The organism is Acidobacteriota bacterium (assembly GCA_039030395.1).
Classification (GTDB): domain Bacteria; phylum Acidobacteriota; class Thermoanaerobaculia; order Multivoradales; family JBCCEF01; genus JBCCEF01.
On record JBCCEF010000014.1, the window covers coordinates 110,673 to 130,764 of the forward strand.

General features: G+C 66.3%; 20 protein-coding genes. 11 read left to right on the forward strand and 9 right to left on the reverse strand.

What is annotated here, in order from left to right:
* The first annotated feature begins 31 nt into the window (after window positions 1-31).
* From AAF481_13930 to AAF481_13980, 11 genes are all read left to right on the forward strand, one after another.
* On the forward strand, window positions 32-1,099 hold the full coding sequence (locus AAF481_13930; protein MEM7482271.1) for a Gfo/Idh/MocA family oxidoreductase: 1,068 nt from the start codon (window positions 32-34) through the stop codon (window positions 1,097-1,099).
* A complete protein-coding gene (locus AAF481_13935) occupies window positions 1,086-2,309 on the forward strand; it encodes a hypothetical protein (GenBank protein MEM7482272.1) in 1,224 nt (407 codons plus the stop codon). Before AAF481_13930 ends, AAF481_13935 begins: the two co-directional genes overlap by 14 nt.
* Entirely contained in the window at window positions 2,302-3,756 is a 1,455-nt protein-coding gene (locus AAF481_13940; protein ID MEM7482273.1) for a hypothetical protein, read from the forward strand. The genes AAF481_13935 and AAF481_13940 overlap by 8 nt, the downstream gene beginning before the upstream one ends.
* Window positions 3,743-4,948 carry a glycosyltransferase gene (locus AAF481_13945; protein MEM7482274.1) on the forward strand — a complete coding sequence of 402 codons (1,206 nt, stop codon included), beginning with the start codon at window positions 3,743-3,745 and terminating at the stop codon, window positions 4,946-4,948. The genes AAF481_13940 and AAF481_13945 overlap by 14 nt, the downstream gene beginning before the upstream one ends.
* Entirely contained in the window at window positions 4,945-5,559 is a 615-nt protein-coding gene (locus AAF481_13950; GenBank protein ID MEM7482275.1) for a sugar transferase, read from the forward strand. The genes AAF481_13945 and AAF481_13950 overlap by 4 nt, the downstream gene beginning before the upstream one ends.
* Window positions 5,556-6,224: a hypothetical protein gene (locus AAF481_13955; GenBank protein MEM7482276.1), complete on the forward strand. Its 669-nt coding sequence runs from the start codon at window positions 5,556-5,558 to the stop codon at window positions 6,222-6,224. Before AAF481_13950 ends, AAF481_13955 begins: the two co-directional genes overlap by 4 nt.
* Window positions 6,225-6,234: 10 nt before the next feature.
* Window positions 6,235-7,371 carry a DegT/DnrJ/EryC1/StrS family aminotransferase gene (locus tag AAF481_13960; GenBank protein ID MEM7482277.1) on the forward strand — a complete coding sequence of 379 codons (1,137 nt, stop codon included), beginning with the start codon at window positions 6,235-6,237 and terminating at the stop codon, window positions 7,369-7,371.
* Window positions 7,372-7,376: 5 nt separating this feature from the next.
* Window positions 7,377-8,615 (forward strand): nucleotidyltransferase family protein, encoded by a 1,239-nt coding sequence (locus tag AAF481_13965; protein MEM7482278.1) that lies wholly within the window; start codon window positions 7,377-7,379, stop codon window positions 8,613-8,615.
* On the forward strand, window positions 8,602-9,570 hold the full coding sequence (locus tag AAF481_13970; protein ID MEM7482279.1) for an SDR family oxidoreductase: 969 nt from the start codon (window positions 8,602-8,604) through the stop codon (window positions 9,568-9,570). Before AAF481_13965 ends, AAF481_13970 begins: the two co-directional genes overlap by 14 nt.
* Window positions 9,571-9,684: 114 nt before the next feature.
* Window positions 9,685-11,637 carry a nucleoside-diphosphate sugar epimerase/dehydratase gene (locus AAF481_13975; GenBank protein MEM7482280.1) on the forward strand — a complete coding sequence of 651 codons (1,953 nt, stop codon included), beginning with the start codon at window positions 9,685-9,687 and terminating at the stop codon, window positions 11,635-11,637.
* A 254-nt stretch (window positions 11,638-11,891) separates the two neighbouring features.
* The gene (locus AAF481_13980; protein ID MEM7482281.1) at window positions 11,892-12,353 is read left to right on the forward strand and encodes a hypothetical protein; all 462 of its coding nucleotides are present in this window, start codon (window positions 11,892-11,894) and stop codon (window positions 12,351-12,353) included.
* Window positions 12,354-12,405: 52 nt separating this feature from the next.
* On the opposite strand, the gene groL is transcribed toward AAF481_13980, so the two are convergent.
* From groL to AAF481_14025, 9 genes are all read right to left on the reverse strand, one after another.
* Window positions 12,406-14,058, reverse strand: coding sequence for a chaperonin GroEL (groL, locus tag AAF481_13985; protein ID MEM7482282.1), 1,653 nt, complete (start codon window positions 14,056-14,058; stop codon window positions 12,406-12,408).
* 91 nt (window positions 14,059-14,149) lie between these two features.
* Window positions 14,150-14,440 (reverse strand): co-chaperone GroES, encoded by a 291-nt coding sequence (gene groES, locus AAF481_13990; GenBank protein MEM7482283.1) that lies wholly within the window; start codon window positions 14,438-14,440, stop codon window positions 14,150-14,152.
* A gap of 218 nt (window positions 14,441-14,658) precedes the next feature.
* Window positions 14,659-15,633 (reverse strand): hypothetical protein, encoded by a 975-nt coding sequence (locus tag AAF481_13995; GenBank protein MEM7482284.1) that lies wholly within the window; start codon window positions 15,631-15,633, stop codon window positions 14,659-14,661.
* A 9-nt stretch (window positions 15,634-15,642) separates the two neighbouring features.
* A complete protein-coding gene (locus AAF481_14000) occupies window positions 15,643-16,605 on the reverse strand; it encodes a hypothetical protein (protein ID MEM7482285.1) in 963 nt (320 codons plus the stop codon).
* Entirely contained in the window at window positions 16,602-18,284 is a 1,683-nt protein-coding gene (locus AAF481_14005; GenBank protein MEM7482286.1) for an asparagine synthase-related protein, read from the reverse strand. Before AAF481_14005 ends, AAF481_14000 begins: the two co-directional genes overlap by 4 nt.
* A gap of 65 nt (window positions 18,285-18,349) precedes the next feature.
* Window positions 18,350-18,523, reverse strand: coding sequence for a hypothetical protein (locus AAF481_14010; GenBank protein MEM7482287.1), 174 nt, complete (start codon window positions 18,521-18,523; stop codon window positions 18,350-18,352).
* Between the two features lie 48 nt (window positions 18,524-18,571).
* The gene (locus AAF481_14015) at window positions 18,572-18,991 is read right to left on the reverse strand and encodes a lasso peptide biosynthesis B2 protein (GenBank protein MEM7482288.1); all 420 of its coding nucleotides are present in this window, start codon (window positions 18,989-18,991) and stop codon (window positions 18,572-18,574) included.
* A complete protein-coding gene (locus AAF481_14020) occupies window positions 18,988-19,389 on the reverse strand; it encodes a PqqD family protein (protein ID MEM7482289.1) in 402 nt (133 codons plus the stop codon). Before AAF481_14020 ends, AAF481_14015 begins: the two co-directional genes overlap by 4 nt.
* Window positions 19,390-19,563: 174 nt before the next feature.
* Window positions 19,564-20,092: hypothetical protein (locus AAF481_14025; protein ID MEM7482290.1), on the reverse strand; the 529-nt coding region annotated here is incomplete at its 5' end.

Sequence of the window (20,092 nt, forward strand, 5' to 3'; positions counted from 1 at the left end):
GCCAGGGACCACCGAATCGCCATGACCCACCATGTCTGAGTTCGATGTCGGCCTGATCGGCGCCGGCCACATTTCCGAGACCCATCTCAAAGCGTGGCAACGGGCCCGCGGTTGCCGGGTGACCGGCATTTTCGATCTCGACCGGGAGTCCGCCCAGCGGCGTGCCGAGCGCTTCGGCATCGATCGGGTCTACGACGACCTCGACGCGATGCTCGACGCCGTGCAGGTGGTCGACATCTGCACCCCGCCGGCGACCCACGCGGGTCTGCTCCGCCAGGCCGCCGAGCGCCGGTTGCACATCCTGGTGGAGAAACCGGTGGTGATCTGGGCCGCCGAATGGGATGAGCTGAAACCCCTGTTCGAGGCTTCGCCGGGCAAGCTCGGAGTGCTCCACAACCTACAGTTCGCCCGAAGCGTGCAGCTCGCCAAGAAGTGGGTGGCGAAAGGGCGCATCGGACGCGTCCTGCGCCTCACCCGGCGCTTTCTCACCAGCCCCCAGGGCGACCGGATGCTGGTGGGGGACCGGCACTGGTCCCACCGGCTGCCCGGCGGCCGCTGGTTCGAAACGCTGCCCCACGAGCTGTACCTGATCCACAGTTTCATCGGCGCCCTGGATCTCACCCACGTCGAAGCCCTCTCCTCGAACGGAGCGCCGGCGGGGGCACCGGCGGATGAAGTCCAGCTCACCTTCGCCGGCGACGGCGCCATGGCGACGGTCCACTACTCGGCCAACTGCCGCATCAACCACCGTTCCCTTTCGCTGCACGGCGAGGAGGGCATCATCTACCTCGACATTCTGGGCGACTCGGCTTCGATCCACGCCCACGGCGATGCTTCCTGGCGGCGGGCCGCCGGCAATTCTCTGCTCGACGCCGGCTCGGACCTCCTCCAGTCAGTGCCGGACCGCATGGCCTACTTCACGGAGCGCCTGCGCGGCGCTTCCCCGCACTTCAAATTGATCCAGCATTACGCCGGCTGGCTGCACGGCGAGAAGGACTCCCCCACCCCTCTCGACGAGATCGAGTACGTGGTGCGCAACAGTGAGCGGGTGGGCCGGGCCATCGACCAGCGGTTGGAGGCGCTCGGTGGGGCGCGTTGATTTCCTGATCTCGAACCCCGGTCACCACCTGGCGATGAGCCGGCCGGTGATCGAGCGGTTGACCCGACAGGGGCACCGCTGCCGGGTCCTGTCGCTGTGCGAATTTCGAGGACTGCGCTCGCCGCAAGGCCTCCAAGATGTCACCCTGCGCCGGCTGATCCCCTTTCGCTTCCGCTCCCCGTCTCTCGCCCTACCGGGGGCGCGACGAGCCCGGTCCGCCGGCGAAGGTGGGCTGTCCTCTCCAGCCGGGCGGAGTTCCGGCCGGCTGCGGCAAGCGGCCTGGCGGCTACTCCTCGCCGGCCCGCTGCGCGCCGCCCTGCGAGAGCGCCCAGACCTGGTGGTACTGCCCAACGACGCCGCCTACCCCTACGACCTCATCGCCGCCCTGCTCCGGCGCCGGGGCCTGCCCTTCTTGCTGCTGCAGGAGGGGATCCGCTTCCCGCTGCCGGGCACCCGCGACGTCGATGCTTACGGCCGCGGCGGAGCGAACGCCATCGCCGCCTGGGGTCCATCGAGCGGCGAGTACTTCGCCGAGCGGGGCGCGCCGCCGGAGAGCATCCACCTCACCGGCAGTCCACGCTTTGACAACCTGGCGAACCGTCCGGCGGCGGCAGAGCGCGGCGGCGGTCCGCTGGTGTTGCTGTCCAATCCGATCGACGACCAGGGGTTCTGCGACCACGACGAAAAGCTCGACCTGCTCGAAGGCTTCGCCCGAGCCGCGGAGCCGGTGTTGGCGGAAGGGGACCTGTCCCTGATCGTCCGCCTGCACCCGCGCGAAGACGCCGCCGCGGTGCGCCGCCGGCTGAGCCGACTGCGGTCGGTCGAGGTCCATTCGGAAGAACCGCTCCACGATCTTCTGGGCCGCGCCCGGGCGGCGGTGGTGCTCGCCTCCACAGTCGGACTGGAAGCGCTGCTCCTCGGCTGCCCTCTCGGCGTGCTGGAGATTCCCGGCCGCGGCTTCGTCTTCGACTATGTTTCGAGCGGTGCCGCCCGAGGGTTGACCTGGAGTTCGTCGACGGCGAGCGCCCCGCTGACCGAGCAGATCGAACGGCTGATCGCTCCCGGCGATCCGGACGAGGCCAAGGTGCGCGCCTACCTGGACCGCGCGCTGTCCCACCGCGGCACGGCCGCCGAGCAGGTGGTTCGGTGCATCGCCGGACTGCTGTCGGCGACCGGCGCCGAGGACCGAAAGGTAGCCCAGAGTGGCTGAATCGGCGGTCCATTCCCTGCCGGACGACCGCATTTCGCGGCTCCCGAAAGCGATGGCGCTGCTGTTGCCAGTGTTCATTTTCTCGGCCTTCCTGACCCAGGTGAAGTTCATTCCCGGAGTGCGCAACAACATCGGACCCTTCGAGATCCTCGGCGGCCTGATCATCGTCTCCTTCCTGGCGGTCTACCGCCGGCCGGAGATTCCGTTGCGCCTCCACACCATCACCAAAATCGTCGCCGCCCTGGTTCTGTTGGCCGCCGTCTCCCAGACCTGGCTGCCGCCGAGTCACGCCCGCATGGGGCTGGTCCAGACGGGCATCCTGGTGTTCTTGCTGCTGTTTCTCGTCGCGGTCTACAACCTGATCCTGCAGTATCAGGTCCACCCGGCCTACGTTCTGCGGCTGATCGCCCTGTCGCTCCTGATCGTCGGACCGTGGGTGATCTGGTCCGGCGTGCAGGCGGGGGGGGATTTCCAGGCCGCCGGCCCGTTCCGCAACCGCGCCCACATGGGCAGCTACATGCTCTCCGGCTTCTGGCTGGTCCTGCTCTACACCATTCAGCCCAACATCGGAAAGCTCAACCGCCTGCTGTCGAACGGCGCCCTGTGCCTGGCCCTCTACGGCGTCGCCGTCTCCGGTCGGCGCTCCGTTTACCTTTCGCTCATCGTCGGCCTGTTCGGACTGGCGGTCGGTTTCCTTCTCACCCACCGGGGCAAGCGCCTGACCCTCATCCGCTCCGGCGCCGTGGCCCTGGGATTCCTCGCCGCCTTCTACACCGTCGGCGCCATCTACGTACCGCAGGCGGCCTTCTTTCAGGAACGGGTGGGGATGATCGGTCAGCGCCTGGAGCAGGCTTTCGCCAAGGAGGAGCAACTGGCCGAAGACGACAGTTTCTTCGTCCTCCAACGGCAGGGTGTGATGATGGCCTATCGCGAGCGACCGGTTTTCGGCATCGGCTGGGGCGGTTTCGCCAAATCGCGCTACTCCCCCACCGGCCACGAGGTGCACAGCACCCCGCTGCGCTTTTTGGCCGAGATGGGGCTGGTCGGACTCTCGCTCTACATCGCCCTGATGGCCTACCTATTGATCCACTCCCTCAAGCTGTTTTTCCAGATGCGGCGCACCGCCTACGGCGGCGTCTATCTGGTGCTGATGATGGGCCTGTGGAGCCTTTCGATCAGCTACATCTACAACCGGCACGTCACGGAGCGCACCTTCTGGCTGCTGCTGCTGATCTTCTTGGTGTTCGAGACCTTCGCCCGATCCCATCTGCGGGATCTGGCGCGCCAGCGGACGGCGGAGCGGCCATCCCGCCGGTCATCGGCAGCGGCAGCGGCAGCAGCTCCGGCCCGCCCGTCCTGGTCTCCGGGCCGGCCCGGCTGGAGCCAGCCGGCGATGCGGCAGACGCTCCCGAGATCGCGGTACCGACCACCCGATGGACACCTCTGAGCGGATCCGGGAAGGCGAAAGCCTTGGCGCCGGGCCCATCGTTTTCATCGTCACCCATCCCATGACGGCGCGTTTTCTGCTGCTGGATCAGCTCCTCTACCTCCAGCGGGAAGGCTTCGACGTGCGGGTGATGACCGCCCCCGGGGCCGATCTGGAGGTTGTTCGGGAAGCCGGCATTCCGGTCTCCACGATGCCCCTCCAGCGCGAGATCCGCCCACTGGCGGACCTCCGGGCGCTGGCGGCTCTCCGCCGGGAGCTCAAAGCCGTCGCTCCGCGGGTGGTCAACGCCGGAACCCCGAAGGCCGGCCTCCTCGGCATGTTGGCCGCCCGCAGCCTGGCGGTGCCGCATCGCCTCTACACCCTGCGCGGCCTGCGGCTGGAGACCACCTCCGGCCTCAAAGGCCGGATTCTGGCCGCCGGCGAGCGCCTCGCCGCGCACTCGGCCCAGCGGGTGATCTGCGTCAGCCACAGCCTGCGCCGCAAGGCCGTTGAGCTGGGGCTGGTCTCGCCGCACAAGGCGGTGGTGCTCGGCGAAGGCTCGTCGCGAGGGGTCGATCTCGACCGCTTCAGCGGCTCGACAGAGGAAGCCGATGAGGCAACGGCCAAGGTGCGAGATCGGTTGGGGGTACCGCCCGGCACACCGGTCATCGGTTTCGTCGGCCGCTTCGTCGAGGACAAGGGCATCGAGGATCTGTTGGCGGCGTTTTTCGAAGTCGTGCTGCCGGCGGCGGGCGAAGCCCGCCTCCTGCTGGTGGGCGATTTCGAGCCGGGGGACCCGGTGAGCGAGCGGGCGCGGCGCCGCATCGAGTCCGACCCGCGGGTGCTGCGGCCGGGCTTCGTCGGCGACGCGGCTCCCTACTACCGGCTGATGACCGCCCTCGCCTTCCCTTCCTACCGGGAGGGCTTTCCGAACGTGCCGCTGGAGGCCGCCGCTGCCGGCTTGCCGGTGGTGGGCTACGCGGCCACCGGCACCGTCGATGCGGTGGTGGACGGCGAAACCGGCATCCTGGTGCCACCGAGCGCCACCGCCGCCCTCGGTGAAGCCCTGCTGGCGATGATCCAGCAGCCGGCGCGTGCCCACCGCCTCGGCGCCGCCGGCCGCGCTCGCGCCGCCAAGCACTTCGACCACCGCATCGTCCGCCGGCGCTGGGCGGAGGAATACCGCCGACTCCTGGCCGGAGACGAGGCGTGAGTTTCTACCGCCGTTACGGCAAGCGCGTCCTCGACCTCGCCCTGGCGATCCCGGCGCTGCTGGCCGCGGCGCCGCTGCTGGTGCTGCTGGCTCTGGCGGTGCGCATCCGCCTCGGCTCGCCGGTCCTCTTCCGGCAACGGCGCCCGGGCCGCCGGGGGAAGCTCTTCGAGTTGGTCAAGTTCCGCACCATGCGCGACGCCCGCAACCCGGACGGAGAGCCTCTGCCCGATGCCGAGCGTCTCACGGCTTTTGGCTCTTTCCTACGCCGCACCAGCCTCGACGAACTGCCGGAGCTGTGGAATGTGCTGCGGGGCGATCTGTCGCTGGTCGGACCCCGGCCACTGCTGGTTCAGTACCTCGAGCGGTACACTCCCGAGCAGGCCCGGCGACACGATGAGCGCCCCGGACTGACCGGCTGGGCGCAGGTCAACGGACGCAATGCGCTGCCCTGGCCGGAGCGCTTCCGCCAGGATGTCTGGTATGTCGATCACCTGAGCCTGGGCCTCGACCTCCGCATCCTGGCCCGCACCCTTGTCCAGGTGATCCGGCGCGAGGGAATTTCAGCCCCCGGCGAGGCCACCATGGGGGAGTTTCGTGGGGATGAAGAATGAGCACCGTCCAGAAGATTGCCGTCATCGGCGCCGGCGGCTTCGCCCGCGAGGTCAAGTGGCTGATCTCCGAGATCAACGCCGTGCGGGAGCGCTTTCGGTTCGTCGGCTACCTGGTGTCGGACCTGTCGCGCCTCGGCCCCAACGACAGCCGCAACGAGGTGCTAGGGGACCTTTCCTGGCTGGAGGACCATCCGGTCGACGCCCTCGCCTTGGGGATCGGTTCGCCGGCGCCGCGGCTGCGGCTGAGCGAGGCGCTGGCCGGCTCCTTTCCGGACCTCGCCTGGCCAGCCCTGGTCCACCCCACGGTGCGCTACGACACCGCCACCTCGCGCCTGGGAGCCGGCGCGATCCTGTGCAATGGGGTGATGGGGACGGTCCACCTGACCTTCGAGCCCTTCGCCGTCGCCAATCCCGGCTGCACCCTCGGTCACGAGGCGACCATCGGCCGCGGTAGTTGCTTGAACCCGGCGGCCAACATCTCCGGCGCCGTGCGCATCGGCGAGGGGGTGCTGGTCGGGGTCGGCGCGCAGGTGCTGCAATACCTGTCCGTCGGCGATGGCGCCATCGTCGGCGCCGGCGCGGTGGTCACCCGCGACGTACCGGCCGGCGTGACGGTGGTGGGCGTTCCGGCGCGCCCTCTGACGGTCGGAGACCCGGCACCGTGAAGGGAACTCCATGAGCCGCATCTACCTGTCGCCGCCACACATGAGCGGCCGCGAACGGGAGCTGGTGGCGGACGCCTTCGACAGCAATTGGGTGGCGCCCATCGGACCCCATGTGAACGCCTTCGAGCAGGAGATGGCGGAAGTGGTCGAAGTGCCCCATGCGGCGGCCCTGTCGTCCGGCACGGCGGCCCTCCACCTGGCGATGGAACTGTTGGGAGTCGGAGCCGGCGACGAGGTGATGTGCGCCAGCCTGACCTTCGCCGCCAGCGTCAACCCGGTGGTCTACCAAGGGGCCCAACCGGTGCTGGTGGACTGCGATCCGGAGACCTGGACCCTCGATCCCCACCTGGTCGCTCAGGAGTTGGAGGAACGCGGCAGGTCGAACCGTCTGCCGAAAGCGCTGATCGCGGTGGACCTCTACGGCCAGTGCGCGGACTACGAACCGCTCCTCGTCGCCTGCGAGCGCTGGGGCGTGCCGCTCATCGAAGACGCCGCCGAGGCCCTCGGATCGACCTACCGCGGCCGGCCCGCCGGCGGTTTCGGCCGGCTGGGGGTGTTCTCCTTCAACGGCAACAAGATCATCACCACCTCCGGCGGCGGCATGCTGGTGTCCCACGAGCGCCGGCTGGTGGAGCGCGCCCGTTTCCTCGCCACCCAGGCGCGGGATCCGGCGCCGCACTACGAGCACTCGGTGATCGGCTACAACTACCGCCTATCGAACCTGCTGGCCGCCGTCGGCCGCGGCCAGCTCGAAGTGCTCGATCAACGGGTGACCGCCCGGCGTCGCAACTTCGAGCGCTACCGCGAGCTGCTGGACGACCTGCCGGGCTTGGAGTTCATGGCGGAGGCCACCTACGGCCGGAGCAACCGCTGGTTGACTTGCCTCACCCTCGATCCGGAGATCGCCGGCACGGACCGCGAAGCGGTGCGCCTGGCCCTCGAAGGCGAGGACATCGAAGCGCGGCCGGTGTGGAAACCGATGCACCTGCAGCCGGTCTTCCGGGACTGTCCGATGGTCGGCGGCGCGGTGTCGCGGCGGCTCTTCGAGCAGGGCTTGTGCCTGCCGAGCGGTTCGTCTCTGGCAAGCCGGGACCTCGAACGGGTCGCCGGCGTGGTCCGCGCGGTCGTCACCGGGCAGACTTCCTGACGCCGATGCGTTTCCACCCACCGGAGATTCCCTACACCGCCGAGCTGCGGTGGGTGCTCGGGCGAGCCTTCGGGCCAACGGCGGAGGCCGCTCCCAACTCGACGGCGATCCCGCCGCCGACCGGCGGAACACCGGTGGACCTCGCCGAGCGGTTGGGTCTCGCCTCGCGCATCGCGGCGCGCCATCCCCGGCGGGTACTCAGCGAGGCCCTGGGAGCCGACGCCAGCCGCCTGCTCGTCGCCCGGGCGCACTCCGCCGCCATCGGCCTGATGTTCGAACGCACGGCCGAACAGATCCGCACAGTCGCCGAGAACCTGGAGCTCAAGGCCATCTTCCTCAAAGGTTTTGCCCTCGCCCTCGGCGGCTACGTCGAATCCGGCGAGCGACCCTCTGGAGACCTCGACCTGCTGGTGGCCGAAGACCGTGCCGAGGCCCTTTTCGAGGCTCTGGTGGACGCCGGTTTCCGATCCTCGGAGGTGCTGCCCAACGCGCAGCACCTGCCGCCGCTCTTGACTCCGGAGTTCTCCTCCGTCGCGGGTCGCCGGAGCGGCGGTTCTGTCGACCTGCACTTCCGGCTGCGCGGGGTAGAAGTGCGTAGCGGGCAGTGGGCGACGGCGGATGAGCTGGTGGCCGACGGTCTGGTCGACGACCTGGCGACGGGCTGGAGCATTCCGAATCGGGACCTTCTCCTCGCCCATGCCCTGACCCACGGCCTGGAGCAGCACGGCGATCGGCCGGACTCCTACCCCCTCTTGCGCCTGATTGTGGACATTGCGACTTTGACCCCGACCGGCGAGTCCCCCACTTCGGCGGTCGAGCGGGTTCTGCCCCTTTGCCCGGCGGTCGAACGGGAGGAGGGCCGGGGCGCAGCGGAGCTGACCGAAACACTGGCCCGCGGAGCTTTGCCGGCCGCCGGCGGTACCGCCGATCTTCTGCTCCGCCACTTCCTGGCCGGTGTCTTGGTCGAGGGCTATGGCAGCGAGCGGCGGGCCGCTCACCTGCGCGGCCGCCTGGGGGATGCCCGCCGGCGCGGCGAGCTGGTCGGCCATGTGAGACGCAAGCTGTGGCTGAACGAACGCGAGTTGATCCTGCGCCATGGTCCGCCACGTCACCGTTGGTCGTTTTGGGGCTGGCGCTTGCGGCGTCCCTTCGACATACTCTGGAGCCTGCTGCGCGGTGGCCGGCAAGGCCAAACCGCACCCCCTGCCGACTGCGAGAAAAAGACCGCCCGTGCCGATTCCTGATTTCACCGACGCTACCGTGCTGGTCACCGGCGGAGCCGGCTTCATCGGTTCCCACCTGGTCGATGCGCTGGTCGCGGGCGGCGCCCAGGTCCGGGTGCTCGACGACCTGTCGAGCGGCAAGGCCGAGAACCTCGCTCACCTGGACGGCCAGGTGGAGCTGATCGAGGGCGACATTCGGGATCTCGCCACCTGTGCTCGGGCCTGTGCCGGCGCCGCCTACGTCTTTCACCAGGCCGCCCGAGGCTCGGTGCCGCGCTCGCTGGCCGATCCTGCCGGTTCTCTCGAGATCAACGTCGCCGGCACCGCCAACGTCTTTACGGCGGCGCGCGACGCCGAGGTGAGCCGGGTGGTCTTCGCTTCGTCGTCGAGCGTCTACGGCGATAGCGACCGGCTACCGAAGAAGGAAGGCGAGGAAGGCGAGCCTCTGTCACCCTACGCCCTCTCCAAGTGGATGAACGAGGAGCTGGCGGCGACCTTCGGGCGCTGTTTCGGCCTCGGGGCGATCGGCCTGCGGTACTTCAACGTCTACGGCCCGCGGCAGGATCCGGAGGGCGCTTACGCGGCGGTCATCCCGCGCTTCTTCCACGCCTACCTGGAAGGCCGGTCGCCGGTGATCTACGGCGACGGCGAGCAAAGCCGGGACTTCACCTTCGTGGCCGATGCGGTGCACGCCAACCTGCTGGCCTCCGGCGCGCCGGAGGTGGCCTGCGGCCGGGCCTTCAACGTCGCCGCCGGCCGGCGAACCACCGTCAACGAACTCGCCGAACGGCTGCGGGAGATCGCCGGCACCGGTCCGGAGGCCGTCCACCAGGAGCCGCGGGCCGGCGATGTGGCCCACTCCCTCGCCTGTCTTGACGACTCTCGAACACTCCTCGGCTACGAGCCGAGTCTCGAGCTAGCCAAAGGCCTCGCCTTGAGCCGCGACCACTACACGGCTCTCTACGGCTCGGCCTAGCCGGACCCCGTCTTCCGCAACCCCGGGAGTACCTACGCAATATGCCTGGCGATACTTCGGTAGAATGAGCCTTCGTTGTGGTTTTGTAGGTTCGCTGCAGGACTCTGGAGGTAGATGGTGACTTCGCCACAGGCCGAAGTTGGAGATTCCGAGGGAAGAACCACGGACTTCGCCGTCGTCGAAGGGCCACGGAGCGCCGCTGCTTTCTTCCTCAAGCGCCGCACCCAGTTCATCATGGACTTGGTGGCGCTGATCTTGGCCTTTGCTCTGGCCTACCTCCTGCGATTCGAATTTCAGCTCGCCGGCCAGGAAAGTCGTGCTCTCAGCCAGCTTCCCCTCGCCGTTCTGCTCCAAATCTCGGCCTGCTACCTGGCCGGTATCCACACCTTTGTCTGGCGCTACGTCGGCCTGCGGGAGGTCGAGGCGTTCGTCCGCGCGGCGGCCATTTCGGCGGTCCCGATGGTGCTGCTGCGGGTGTTTCTGCCGGAGTCCGCCGAGGTGTGGAGAATCCCCCTGTCGATCATCGTCATGGACACCCTATTCGCCTTCGGCGGCCTGCTGTCCCTCCGGGTGCTGCGGCGCATAGTCTACGAACGCTATGAACGAGGAGCGGACGGGCCGCAGCAGCGCAAGGCGGTTCTCTTGGTGGGTGCCGGCAAAGCCGGCGTTCTCGCCATGCGGGAAATCCAGAACCGAGGCGACATGGACATTCGCGCCGTCGGTTTCTTGGACGACGATCCCCTGAAGCAGGGTATGGTGATCCAGGGCACCAAGGTGTTGGGAAACACCAACGATCTCCCCCGCCTCGCCAAGGAGCTGGACATTGACCACGTCATTCTGACCATCGCCGAGGCGGACTCCCAGCGCATCCAGCGGATCGTCGAGACCTGCAAACGCCACCGCATCAAGGTGCGGACCATCCCAGGCCTCTACGAAGTTTTGCAGGGCAAGGTCTCGATCAGCCGCTTCCGTGACGTCGAGCTGGAGGATCTGCTGGGCCGTGAGCCGGTGCGCCTGGACGAAGAGCAGCTCGACCGCTTCTTGACCGGCAAGACGGTGATGGTGACCGGTGCCGGCGGCTCCATCGGCGGCGAGTTGGTGCGCCAGATCGCGCGCTTCCGGCCGTCTCGCCTGGTGCTGGTGGAGCGCGCCGAGCCGGCCCTCTTCGAAATCGAGCAGGACATCCTCGCCCTCTGGCCGGACCTCGACGTGGCCACCCGCATGGGCGACGTGGGCGATTCCGAGCGCATGCGCCAAATCCTGGAAGCGGACCGCCCCCGGGTGGTCTTCCATGCCGCCGCCCACAAACACGTGCCGATGATGGAGGCGAACGAAGGCGAGGCGATCAAGAACAACGTCCTCGCCACCCACCGGCTGGCCGGCCTGTGCAGCGACTTTCAGGTGGAAGTGATGGTGCTCATCTCCTCGGACAAGGCGGTGCGGCCGAGTTCCATCATGGGCGCCACCAAACGCACCGCCGAGCTGGTGGTGCAGCACCACGACGCTCGGAGCCAGGGAACGCGCTTCCTGGCGGTGCGCTTTGGCAACGTCCTCGGCTCCGCCGGCTCGGTGATCGAGATCTTCCGCCGGCAGCTCGAGGCCGGCGGACCGATCACCGTGACGGATCCGCGCATGGAGCGCTTCTTCATGACCATTCCGGAAGCCGCCCAACTCGTTCTCCAGGCGGCGGCGATGGGCGCCGGCGGCGAGATCTTCATCCTCGACATGGGGGAACCGGTCAAGATCGTCGACCTCGCCACCAAAATGATCCGCCTGTCCGGCTTTGAGCCGGGGCGCGATATCGAAATCGTCTTTTCCGGCCTTCGGCCCGGTGAAAAGCTCTACGAAGAACTCGAACTCGATGGCGAGGAGATCACCAAGACCCGCCATCCGAAGATCTTCATCGGGCAGCTCAGCCCCTACCCGACGAAGCGAATCGATCAGGCCCTAGCGGACCTCACCCACCTCTCGCAGTCAGGCGACGGCGATGCCATCCGCCAGTACCTGGCGGAACTCCTGCCTGAAGCCCACATCCGCCTCGCTCAGAAGGACTTGGCCGCTTCCTAGCCCAAACCGCTGACCGTCGGCCGTAGCGAGAGGCTTTGGCCATCAGCTCGGAAAGAGTCGCCCCGAGGACACCCCTCCCCGCCTCGAGTAAAAGAAGTTTTCCCCGACGGTAAAGAAACCGAGACCTTTCGAAGTCAGTCTATGCGGGAGCTGTCGGGGCGCAGAACCGTCGATCCTTCCGCCGGATCGGCGAGGTTGCCCGTCCCCAGGTCGCAAAGGAAGTCTTCTCGTTCACTGTCTAGAGGGTCAGAAGAATGAAATACAGCCATCTCGTAGCCATCGCCCTGGTGATCCTTCCGGCCCAGATCGGCCACGCTCAAATTCGTACTCAAGCGGACGTCAGCGTACAGAGGATCGACGCCCAGGTCCGCGAGTCAAGGTTCACTTGCCGCGTCACGGTGCACAGTTTCCACGACGACACGGCTCGCCAAGCGCAACTACGTCTGCTGCTACCGGTGGGCGTGCGGGTGGTCAGCATCGAGCCCGCAGAGAAGACCAGCAGTTGCTCCGCCAGCACGCCGGCTAGGGACGGTACACAGGGGCTTGTTTCTTGCGATCTTGGAGACCTCGATGTGAACCAAACCCGCAGCGTCTCCATTGCCACTACGGTGCCTCCCGAGTTTGTTCCTCGCTCGACCTGTGCTGCTTTGGTCTGGAGCGAAACCCCAGATCCCGAGGTCGCGAACAACCATCGCGAAAGCACCGCAAACAAATAAGCCGGCCCCCGAGGGAGCCGGCTCTCGCATTGAGCGGTCGGATCGACCGGTCCTACATCATGCCGCCCATGCCGCCCATGCCGCCCATGCCACCGGCAGCGGCGGCAGCAGCGCCGGCATCCTCTTCCTCCTTGATGTCGGAGACGAGGGCCTCGGTGGTGAGCATCAAGCCGGCGATCGACGCCGCGTTGATCAACGCGTTCTTGGTCACCTTGGCGGGATCGATGACGCCGGCCGAGACCAGGTCTTCAAACTGGCCGGTGGCGGCGTTGAAGCCGACGTTGCCGTCCTTCGACATCAGCTCGCGCACGATGACGGAACCTTCCTCACCGGCGTTGTTGGCGATCTGACGGGTCGGCTCTTCGAGCGCCCGACGAACGATCGCCACACCGACCTGGTAGTCGTGCTCGCCGGTCACCTGCTCGACCGCCGAGGCGGAGCGCATCAGGGCCACGCCGCCGCCGGCGACGATGCCCTCTTCGACCGCCGCCTTGGTGGCGTGCATGGCGTCTTCGACGCGCGCCTTCTTCTCCTTCATCTCGGTCTCCGTCGCGGCGCCCACCTTGATCACGGCGACACCACCGACCAGTTTCGCCAGACGCTCCTGGAGCTTCTCGCGATCATAGTCCGAGGAGGTCTCCTCGATCTGGGTGCGGATCTGCTTGACCCGGCCGGCGATCGACTCGCGGCGGTCCTTGTCGTCGGAGTCCGTGACGATGGTGGTGTCGTCCTTGGTGATGACGACCTTCTTGGCCTCACCGAGATCATCCCACTTGACGTTCTCGAGCTTGATGCCGAGATCCTCGGTGATCACCTTGCCACCGGTGAGGATCGCGATGTCTTCGAGCATCGCCTTGCGACGGTCGCCGAAGCCCGGCGCCTTGACGGCGGCGATCTGGAGGGTGCCGCGCAGCTTGTTGACCACTAAGGTGGCCAGCGCCTCGCCCTCGACATCCTCGGCGATGATCAGCAGCGGACGGCCCTGCTTGGCGGTGGTTTCGAGCACCGGCAGGAGATCCTTCATGGAGCTGATCTTCTTCTCGTGGAGCAGGATCATGCAGTTCTCGATCACCGTCTCCATGCGCTCCGAATCGGTGACGAAGTAGGGCGAGAGATATCCGCGATCGAACTGCATGCCTTCGACCACCTCCAGGGTGGTCTCCAGGCCGCGAGCTTCTTCGACGGTGATGACGCCGTCCTTGCCGACCTTCTCCATCGCTTCGGCGATGATGCGACCGATCTCGCCGTCGTTGTTGGCGGAAATGGTGCCGACGTGGGCAATCTCTTTGCCCTCGACGGGACGGGCCATGCCGTTGATCGACTGGACCGCCGCCTGGACGGCGCCTTCGATGCCGCGCTTCAGCTCCATCGGGTTGGCGCCGGCGGTGACGTTCTTCGAACCTTCGCGGAAGATCGCCTGGGCCAGCACGGTGGCGGTGGTGGTACCGTCACCGGCCACGTCAGAGGTCTTCGAAGCGACCTCGCGCACCATCTGGGCACCCATGTTCTCCAGCGGATCCGCCAGCTCGATCTCCTTGGCGACGGTGACACCGTCCTTGGTGATGGTCGGCGAACCGAACTTCTTCTCGATCACGACGTTCCGGCCCTTGGGACCGAGGGTCACCTTGACCGCGTCGGCGAGCTTGTTCACTCCCCGCAGAATGGCCGAACGGGCCTCCTCGGAGTAGGTAATCTGCTTAGCCATGGTTTGGTATTACCTCCTAAACCTTCGCTCTGAATCCTTGGAAACTTCGAATGTCTTGACTTGATCGGGACGGGGAGGCTCGTTCAGGCCTTTAGCCCTGAACGACAGCGAGGATTTCGTCCTCGCGGAGGATGACGTAGTCTTCACCCTCGATCTTGATCTCGCTGCCGGAGTACTTGCCCATCAGGACGCGATCGCCTTCTGAGACGTCCATGGGACTCCGCTTGCCATCCTCGGTGATCTTGCCCGGGCCCACGGCCACTACCTGGGCCTCCTGGGGCTTTTCCTTGGCGCTATCGGGGATGATAATCCCTCCCCGGACCTGCTCTTCCTGTTCGAGGCGCTGAACCACGACTCGATCGTGGAGTGGGCGGATCTTCACTTGCAATCCTCCTTCTGCTCTCGCAAAGCCATGAGAATGTGGGTTTTATGTTGCAACTAGCGCCGTCTGATTAGCACTCGACGACGGTGACTGCTAACAACCAGGGGGCAGTGTAAAGGCAATCCAGTACCTTGTCAAGGGGTGAGTGAGTGGTCTTCACTCAGATCTTCCAAGGACCAAACCTGAGGGGGTGGCCGAAGATTCTTTGGCCGCAGAAGCTAGGCGGTCAGCTCACTGGTGACAAGCTGTCGAACTTGCGGCAGCCGGTCGAGATCGTCCGGCACCTGCAACCGAAAGGCGGGCACCGTCTCCGCCACCTGTGCTAGGCGCTCGAAGGAGGCCGTCCGCAGGTTGGTGGCTTCCAGCAAGCGGGGCACCGAAGAATGGCGGATCAGTTCGATCAACGCCTCGCGCGGTGCCATCCGTTCGAGCCGCGCTTCGCCGTCGGCGGCAACGCGACCGGGAAACACGATCCGCCCCATCGGACTCGGGCGATTGCAAAAAGCGCCGAAGGTGCTCCGGCCGATCGGCACTCGCACCTTGTCGACGGTCGGCATCACGGACTCGAAAGAGGCCGGATCGCGTCCCGTCCAGTGGTGCGCCGCCTCCGGCCACATCCGCATCCAGGGCGCCGCCGGTTGCACCCGAGCCCCGTCGGTGATCACCGCCACGTCGTCCGCCAGGAGCTGGTGGCCTGCGGCGAGGAGCGAGGCGACCAGCGTGGTCTTGCCAGCGCCATTGGTACCAGCGAAGAGGATCGCATGACCGTCCACCGCGACCGCCGCCGCGTGAAGGGCGGAGCGTCCGCGCTCCTCCAGCCAGAAGGGCAGCACCGTCCCGAACAGATGAACTCCCGCCGCCCGAGACACCTCGGGACTGCGTATGGAGACGCCGATTTCGTTCTCACCCAGCCAGAAGCCGGCGATGCCGGTAAACCACAGTAGGGATCGATCCGGGAAGCTCCAGAAGCGCAGCGCCGACATGGCGCTGGTGTGGCGAGTCGGGCTCTCGAAGGTCGGTGGGGCGCCAGCGGACAACGCTGCGAGGGTCGGACCGTCGGGCACCCGGCGGAGGCAAAGCGGTGTGGCGACATCATCCCCTTGCGAAGCCTCCGGCACCGGCAGCACGTCCGTCAATTCCGCAGGCAGAGAGTCCTCAATCTCGAGATCGATGCCGTAGACCGTTCGCCTCATGGGCCGTCCTCAATCCCGATCGTCGGGAGGCATCAGCAGGCCGCGCTCGCGGAGGGTTTCAGCAAACGCCAGAAAGTCGTGCCGCGCGGTCGCCTCGTCCACCCGCCATCGGGTGACCAGCGAATCCACCGCGGCCCCGTTCAGACCCTCGCACAGCAGGTGACGGAACATCTCCAAGGCCACGCCGCCGAGCGAAAGCACCTCGCCGGATGCCAGCTCGCAAAGCCACAAGATACCGTCGAACTCACCAAACACGACACCCTCCGCAAGGCGCCATGCCGACACCGACGCCGAGCCGCCCAGGAGACAGCGATTCTTGAGACAAAGGTGGGGCGGCAGGAAGCGCCACCCGTCTTCGACGGTTTCCGAAACAGGATTCCAGAAAGGTCGATCGGGCTCGCTCCAGGCGAAGGCAATCCACTCCGGGCTTCCGATCCAATAGCGGGTATCCCCGAGGCGCTCTCGCCAGCGTTCGCTCCAGCCATCGCTCTTGCTGCGAGGCCACTCTTCGAGGTCACGCGCCGCCAAACAGGCTCGCACCCGCGATTCGCGCCGCTCCACAGCCCGCCGCAGGTCCGGATGAGAGTAAAGGGTAGCCATCACCACTTCCCCGGCACCCTCGAGCCCACGCATCGCCTGACCCAAGCGGCCCCCGGTCAGCGCACAATCGTCGATCAAAACCCGCGACGCCTCGCGATCTCCCGCCGGGCTCAGTTGTTCCGGAGTCAGCTCGAGTGAGTAGGCCAACATCCCGAGGACGATCAGGCCGCCCCGGGGTACCGCTTCGAACCGGGCGGACGCCAGGAAGTCCCGGGGCAGTTCGGCGCGCAACTTCGCCGCCAACACTTCGCAATCGCGCTCGGCCTGTCGGTAGTCCACATACCGCAGGGAGGCATGTGCCTCTCCGAGGGCCGCCGCGAGGGGCCGGAGGCGAGCTCGATCGAGCAGGCCAGGAGACGAAGGGACGTTCAATGGCAACTCCTCAACCAGGCTTCGAGGGTCAAGGCGCTCCAGAACGTACCGCCTCGGGAGTGTCGACCGGCCAGGAATGCTTGGTACTCCGACCGCAACATCGTCTCGTCCACCAGGCCCAAGTCGGTCGCCCGCATGTCGGTCATCAGATCGAGCGCTTGGTCAACGCCCCGCTCCCGTAGTCCCCGCCAGGCGATCGTCGTAGGGTAGGTCTTGCCGCGGCGACGCAGCACGGAGTCCGGAAGCTGCGCTCTGAAGGCCTCGCGCAGCACCGCCTTGTGTTCACCGGCACGGAAAGTCTGTTCCGTGGGAAGGGAAGCCGCCAGCTCGATCAAGCGGTGGTCGAGGAGAGGATGAAGCAGCTCCACACCCATCGCGGCGGCCCGCTGTCCGAGTTCCACCAGCCGCTCGGCGAAGGGGAGGTTTCGTAGGATCCGCATTCTCTGCACCCTCCCCGGCAGGAGGGCAAATCTCGTCGTCGGAACGACCGAACTCTCTCGCTCGCTGCGAAAGGGCTCCCGGAGCCATGGCACCACTTCCTTGCGGGTTGGAGCATAGGCCCAGGTCCGCAGGGGCGCCCACAGCATGCTTCGCAACATACCGACCAAGCCACGCGGTGACCAAGCCAGATGCCCCCGCATTTCCCGCAACAGGCGAAGCCAGCGCCCGGTCAACAAGAGGTCCGGATAGGAGTAGCAGTTGACGCCGAAGAGTTCATCGCCGCCACCGCCGGTGAAGATGGCTTCAATGCCTTCACTCCGTGCCAGTCTATAGGTTCGGTTCCACAGATTCTCGTAGATATTGCACAACGGGCCGTCGCGCCGCATCTGACCGATCAGAGGCACCCGGAGAGGCCAGAGATCGTCGACCCGGATCTCCCGAACGGGCAGCCCGAGGGCGGATGCGGCTGCTCGGCCGCCGGCGGCCTCGTCAGCCTCGGGCAGTTCCGGCGCGGTCCACACAAAGGCAGACAGTCGCTCCGCAGCGTTTCCACGCACCAGAGCAGCGGCCAGGGAGGTCGAGTCGAGCCCTGAACTCAGCGCGACGGCCGTTGGACCCGATGGCACGTAGTCTAGCGCCACCCGAGTGATGGCCTCAGCTACGGCCTCGCCGTATGCACCCGCGTCGCGTAGGCGAAGAACCGGCTGGGGTTCGACCCGCCAGTAGCGGTGAAGTTCCAGACCACCGTCCGTCACCCGCAGGAAGTGTCCCGGCGGCACACAGTGGACGCCGGCCCAGAAGGTGTACCCAGACTCCGGAACGTCTCCACAAAGATGCTCGGCAAGCGCCTCGAGACGGACAGACGCAGCGGTGGGGAGAGCATCGAGGATGGATGCGACGCTCTTGGAGAGCAGAATCTCGGAGCCGACCCGGGCATAGTAGAGCGCCTCCGCGCCGAGCCGATCCCGCACCGCCAGGAGGTGCCCCCGGCGGCGATCTTCGAGCACCCAGGTCGCCGTTCCCGAGACCTCCGCGCAGCCTTCCGCGCCCCGTCGCACGAAAGCGGCGTTCAGAACTTCGGAATCTGTTGCGACAGAAGAGAGGCCGAATTCACGAGCTAGCCGCGCCCGACCTGCGATTCGCCCCCAGAAGCCGACCAGGGTCGGCTCGGAATTCCGATGAGCCGACGAAGAAGAGGATTCCCAACGATAGACTCCGGCACCGCTCCAGACGCTCACCTACCGCGAGACAAAAAGGCACCAACAGTGCTTGACCGGACCATCGCAGAAGTCAATAGCGGATGCTAGGTACCCACACTGCTGCCTGCGAAGATGGCATCGATGGGACCCTCGTTGCCGCCGCCGCGAGTCAATTCATGCAGTGATCCATAGTGGATGAGGCGGGGCGACGAGTACGGCTTCCGCCCCTCGCCCTCACCGGTACGAGGACGTTCTTGAGTGTTGACGTCCTTCTCCATGACCTTTCTCCTCACAAAAACTAACCGATGCGGACGCCCAAAGCCTGATCAGTGCGCCATCTCCAGACAGCGAAAGCTCGACGGAGCGCTTTGCTCTCCCAGCGGCTCACCGTTCAGCTCGACCCAGGCGTGGGCCTCGATCGAGTCGCCGGAACGCCGCACTCCCAACCGAAAATCTGCCAGCGTACCCTGCCGGCGAAGCAAATACTCCAGGCACAGAGACCGCTGCAAGCAGACCACGCGGGCCGGATGCAGCCGCCCCGCTCGAGTCACCAATCTTCGAACCTCAGCACCACTCATGGCCGGTGATCCCTCAAGGGGAGAGCAACGGCGCAGAAAATTGCGCAGCGTCGGCAGGGGAACACATCGCAGGGAAATCGAGATAACGGTCAGAACGAACCAGGCGCGTATCAGAACCGCCCATTGCCGACGGGACATGGTGAGCGCCGTTTCGAGTCTCGATCTCATTGGACTTTCGTCCCCTTCAGGACCAACAGGCCCCGCTCCGCCAGCCGTTCGATGAACTCGCCGACGTCCTCAGTCAGCCGATCACGCCCGGCGGCATACTCCTCTTCCAATCGGTCGATCACGGATTCCGCACGTTCTTCGGTCCGCAACAGATTCCACATCCGCGTTCCAACCGAGTCTAGTCCGAAGTACTCACCTTTGGCGAGGTGCAGAAGTACGGCTTCGCCATCCAACTCCCGGAACACAACCTCTTCAGGAATGGAGTAGCCCGCCTGCTTCGAATCACCGACCTGGGACGCTTCTTCACTGCTCGTCATCGTATTGCGCTTCCACGCCCCCAGCTTGCCAACGGAAATCGACTCCGCCAAAGCATACAACAGGGCTCCGGAAAGGGACAACCCAACCTAATTTCAACATTTACACTCAATGGAATGGTCTTTCTCGGGCAGGAAATCGGTGCTCCTGCGGCGCCGACCGGGAGGTCCAAAGGAGAAAGGCCCGGGCCATTGCCCGGGCCTCTTGCCGTTTTGAAAAAGGACTTTAGCTAGGACTGGCTTCCCAGCCAATGCCCGTCAGTCCCACAGATGAACCGAGCAACCCTCCTCGAACGCTACCCAGATGTCGTAGTGGTAGGGGTCCTTAGAGATGTACTTGGAGAAGATGAACTTCAGCGAGCGCTTCTCCCCCGGATCCAGGGTGCGGTCGGCCTCGCTGCCGGCCGGCCAGTCGGAGGTTCCGATGCTGGCCGAGCCTCCGGCCAGGTCGTCATCGAAGATCGTCTCGGGACCGAGCTTCACCTTGCGCAACTTGCCGTTGACCCCCGGCCACTGGACCATGATGCTCGAAATGGTCACCGGATCGTCGCCCAGATTCTTGAGCGGCCACCGAACCACCTTGTTGCCGTAGCGCAGATCCCAAGAGCGCACATCGCACTCCGGAGCCGTCGGCACACAGTCCGTCCCCAGGTCGACATTGAAGTCACCCTGGCCGGTCACCTCCAGCTTCGGTCCGGCGGTCGGCTGGGAGGTGACGTTCCAGTCGAACCAGCCGGAGGCGCCGAAGGCGACGTTCTTGTTGTTGGCGCCGGCGCCGACCTGGAAA

Excerpts from the sequence above, each read along its gene's own strand:
- AAF481_13960 (MEM7482277.1), top strand. The coding sequence starts at position 6,235 with ATGAGCCGCATCTACCTGTCGCCGCCACACATGAGCGGCCGCGAACGG.
- AAF481_14010 (MEM7482287.1), bottom strand. The coding sequence starts at position 18,523 with ATGGAGAAGGACGTCAACACTCAAGAACGTCCTCGTACCGGTGAGGGC.
- AAF481_13995 (MEM7482284.1), bottom strand. The coding sequence starts at position 15,633 with ATGAGGCGAACGGTCTACGGCATCGATCTCGAGATTGAGGACTCTCTG.
- AAF481_14015 (MEM7482288.1), bottom strand. The coding sequence starts at position 18,991 with ATGAGATCGAGACTCGAAACGGCGCTCACCATGTCCCGTCGGCAATGG.
- AAF481_13945 (MEM7482274.1), top strand. The coding sequence starts at position 3,743 with ATGGACACCTCTGAGCGGATCCGGGAAGGCGAAAGCCTTGGCGCCGGG.
- groL (MEM7482282.1), bottom strand. The coding sequence starts at position 14,058 with ATGGCTAAGCAGATTACCTACTCCGAGGAGGCCCGTTCGGCCATTCTG.
- AAF481_13980 (MEM7482281.1), top strand. The coding sequence starts at position 11,892 with ATGAAATACAGCCATCTCGTAGCCATCGCCCTGGTGATCCTTCCGGCC.
- AAF481_13965 (MEM7482278.1), top strand. The coding sequence starts at position 7,377 with ATGCGTTTCCACCCACCGGAGATTCCCTACACCGCCGAGCTGCGGTGG.
- AAF481_13975 (MEM7482280.1), top strand. The coding sequence starts at position 9,685 with ATGGTGACTTCGCCACAGGCCGAAGTTGGAGATTCCGAGGGAAGAACC.
- AAF481_13930 (MEM7482271.1), top strand. The coding sequence starts at position 32 with ATGTCTGAGTTCGATGTCGGCCTGATCGGCGCCGGCCACATTTCCGAG.
- AAF481_13955 (MEM7482276.1), top strand. The coding sequence starts at position 5,556 with ATGAGCACCGTCCAGAAGATTGCCGTCATCGGCGCCGGCGGCTTCGCC.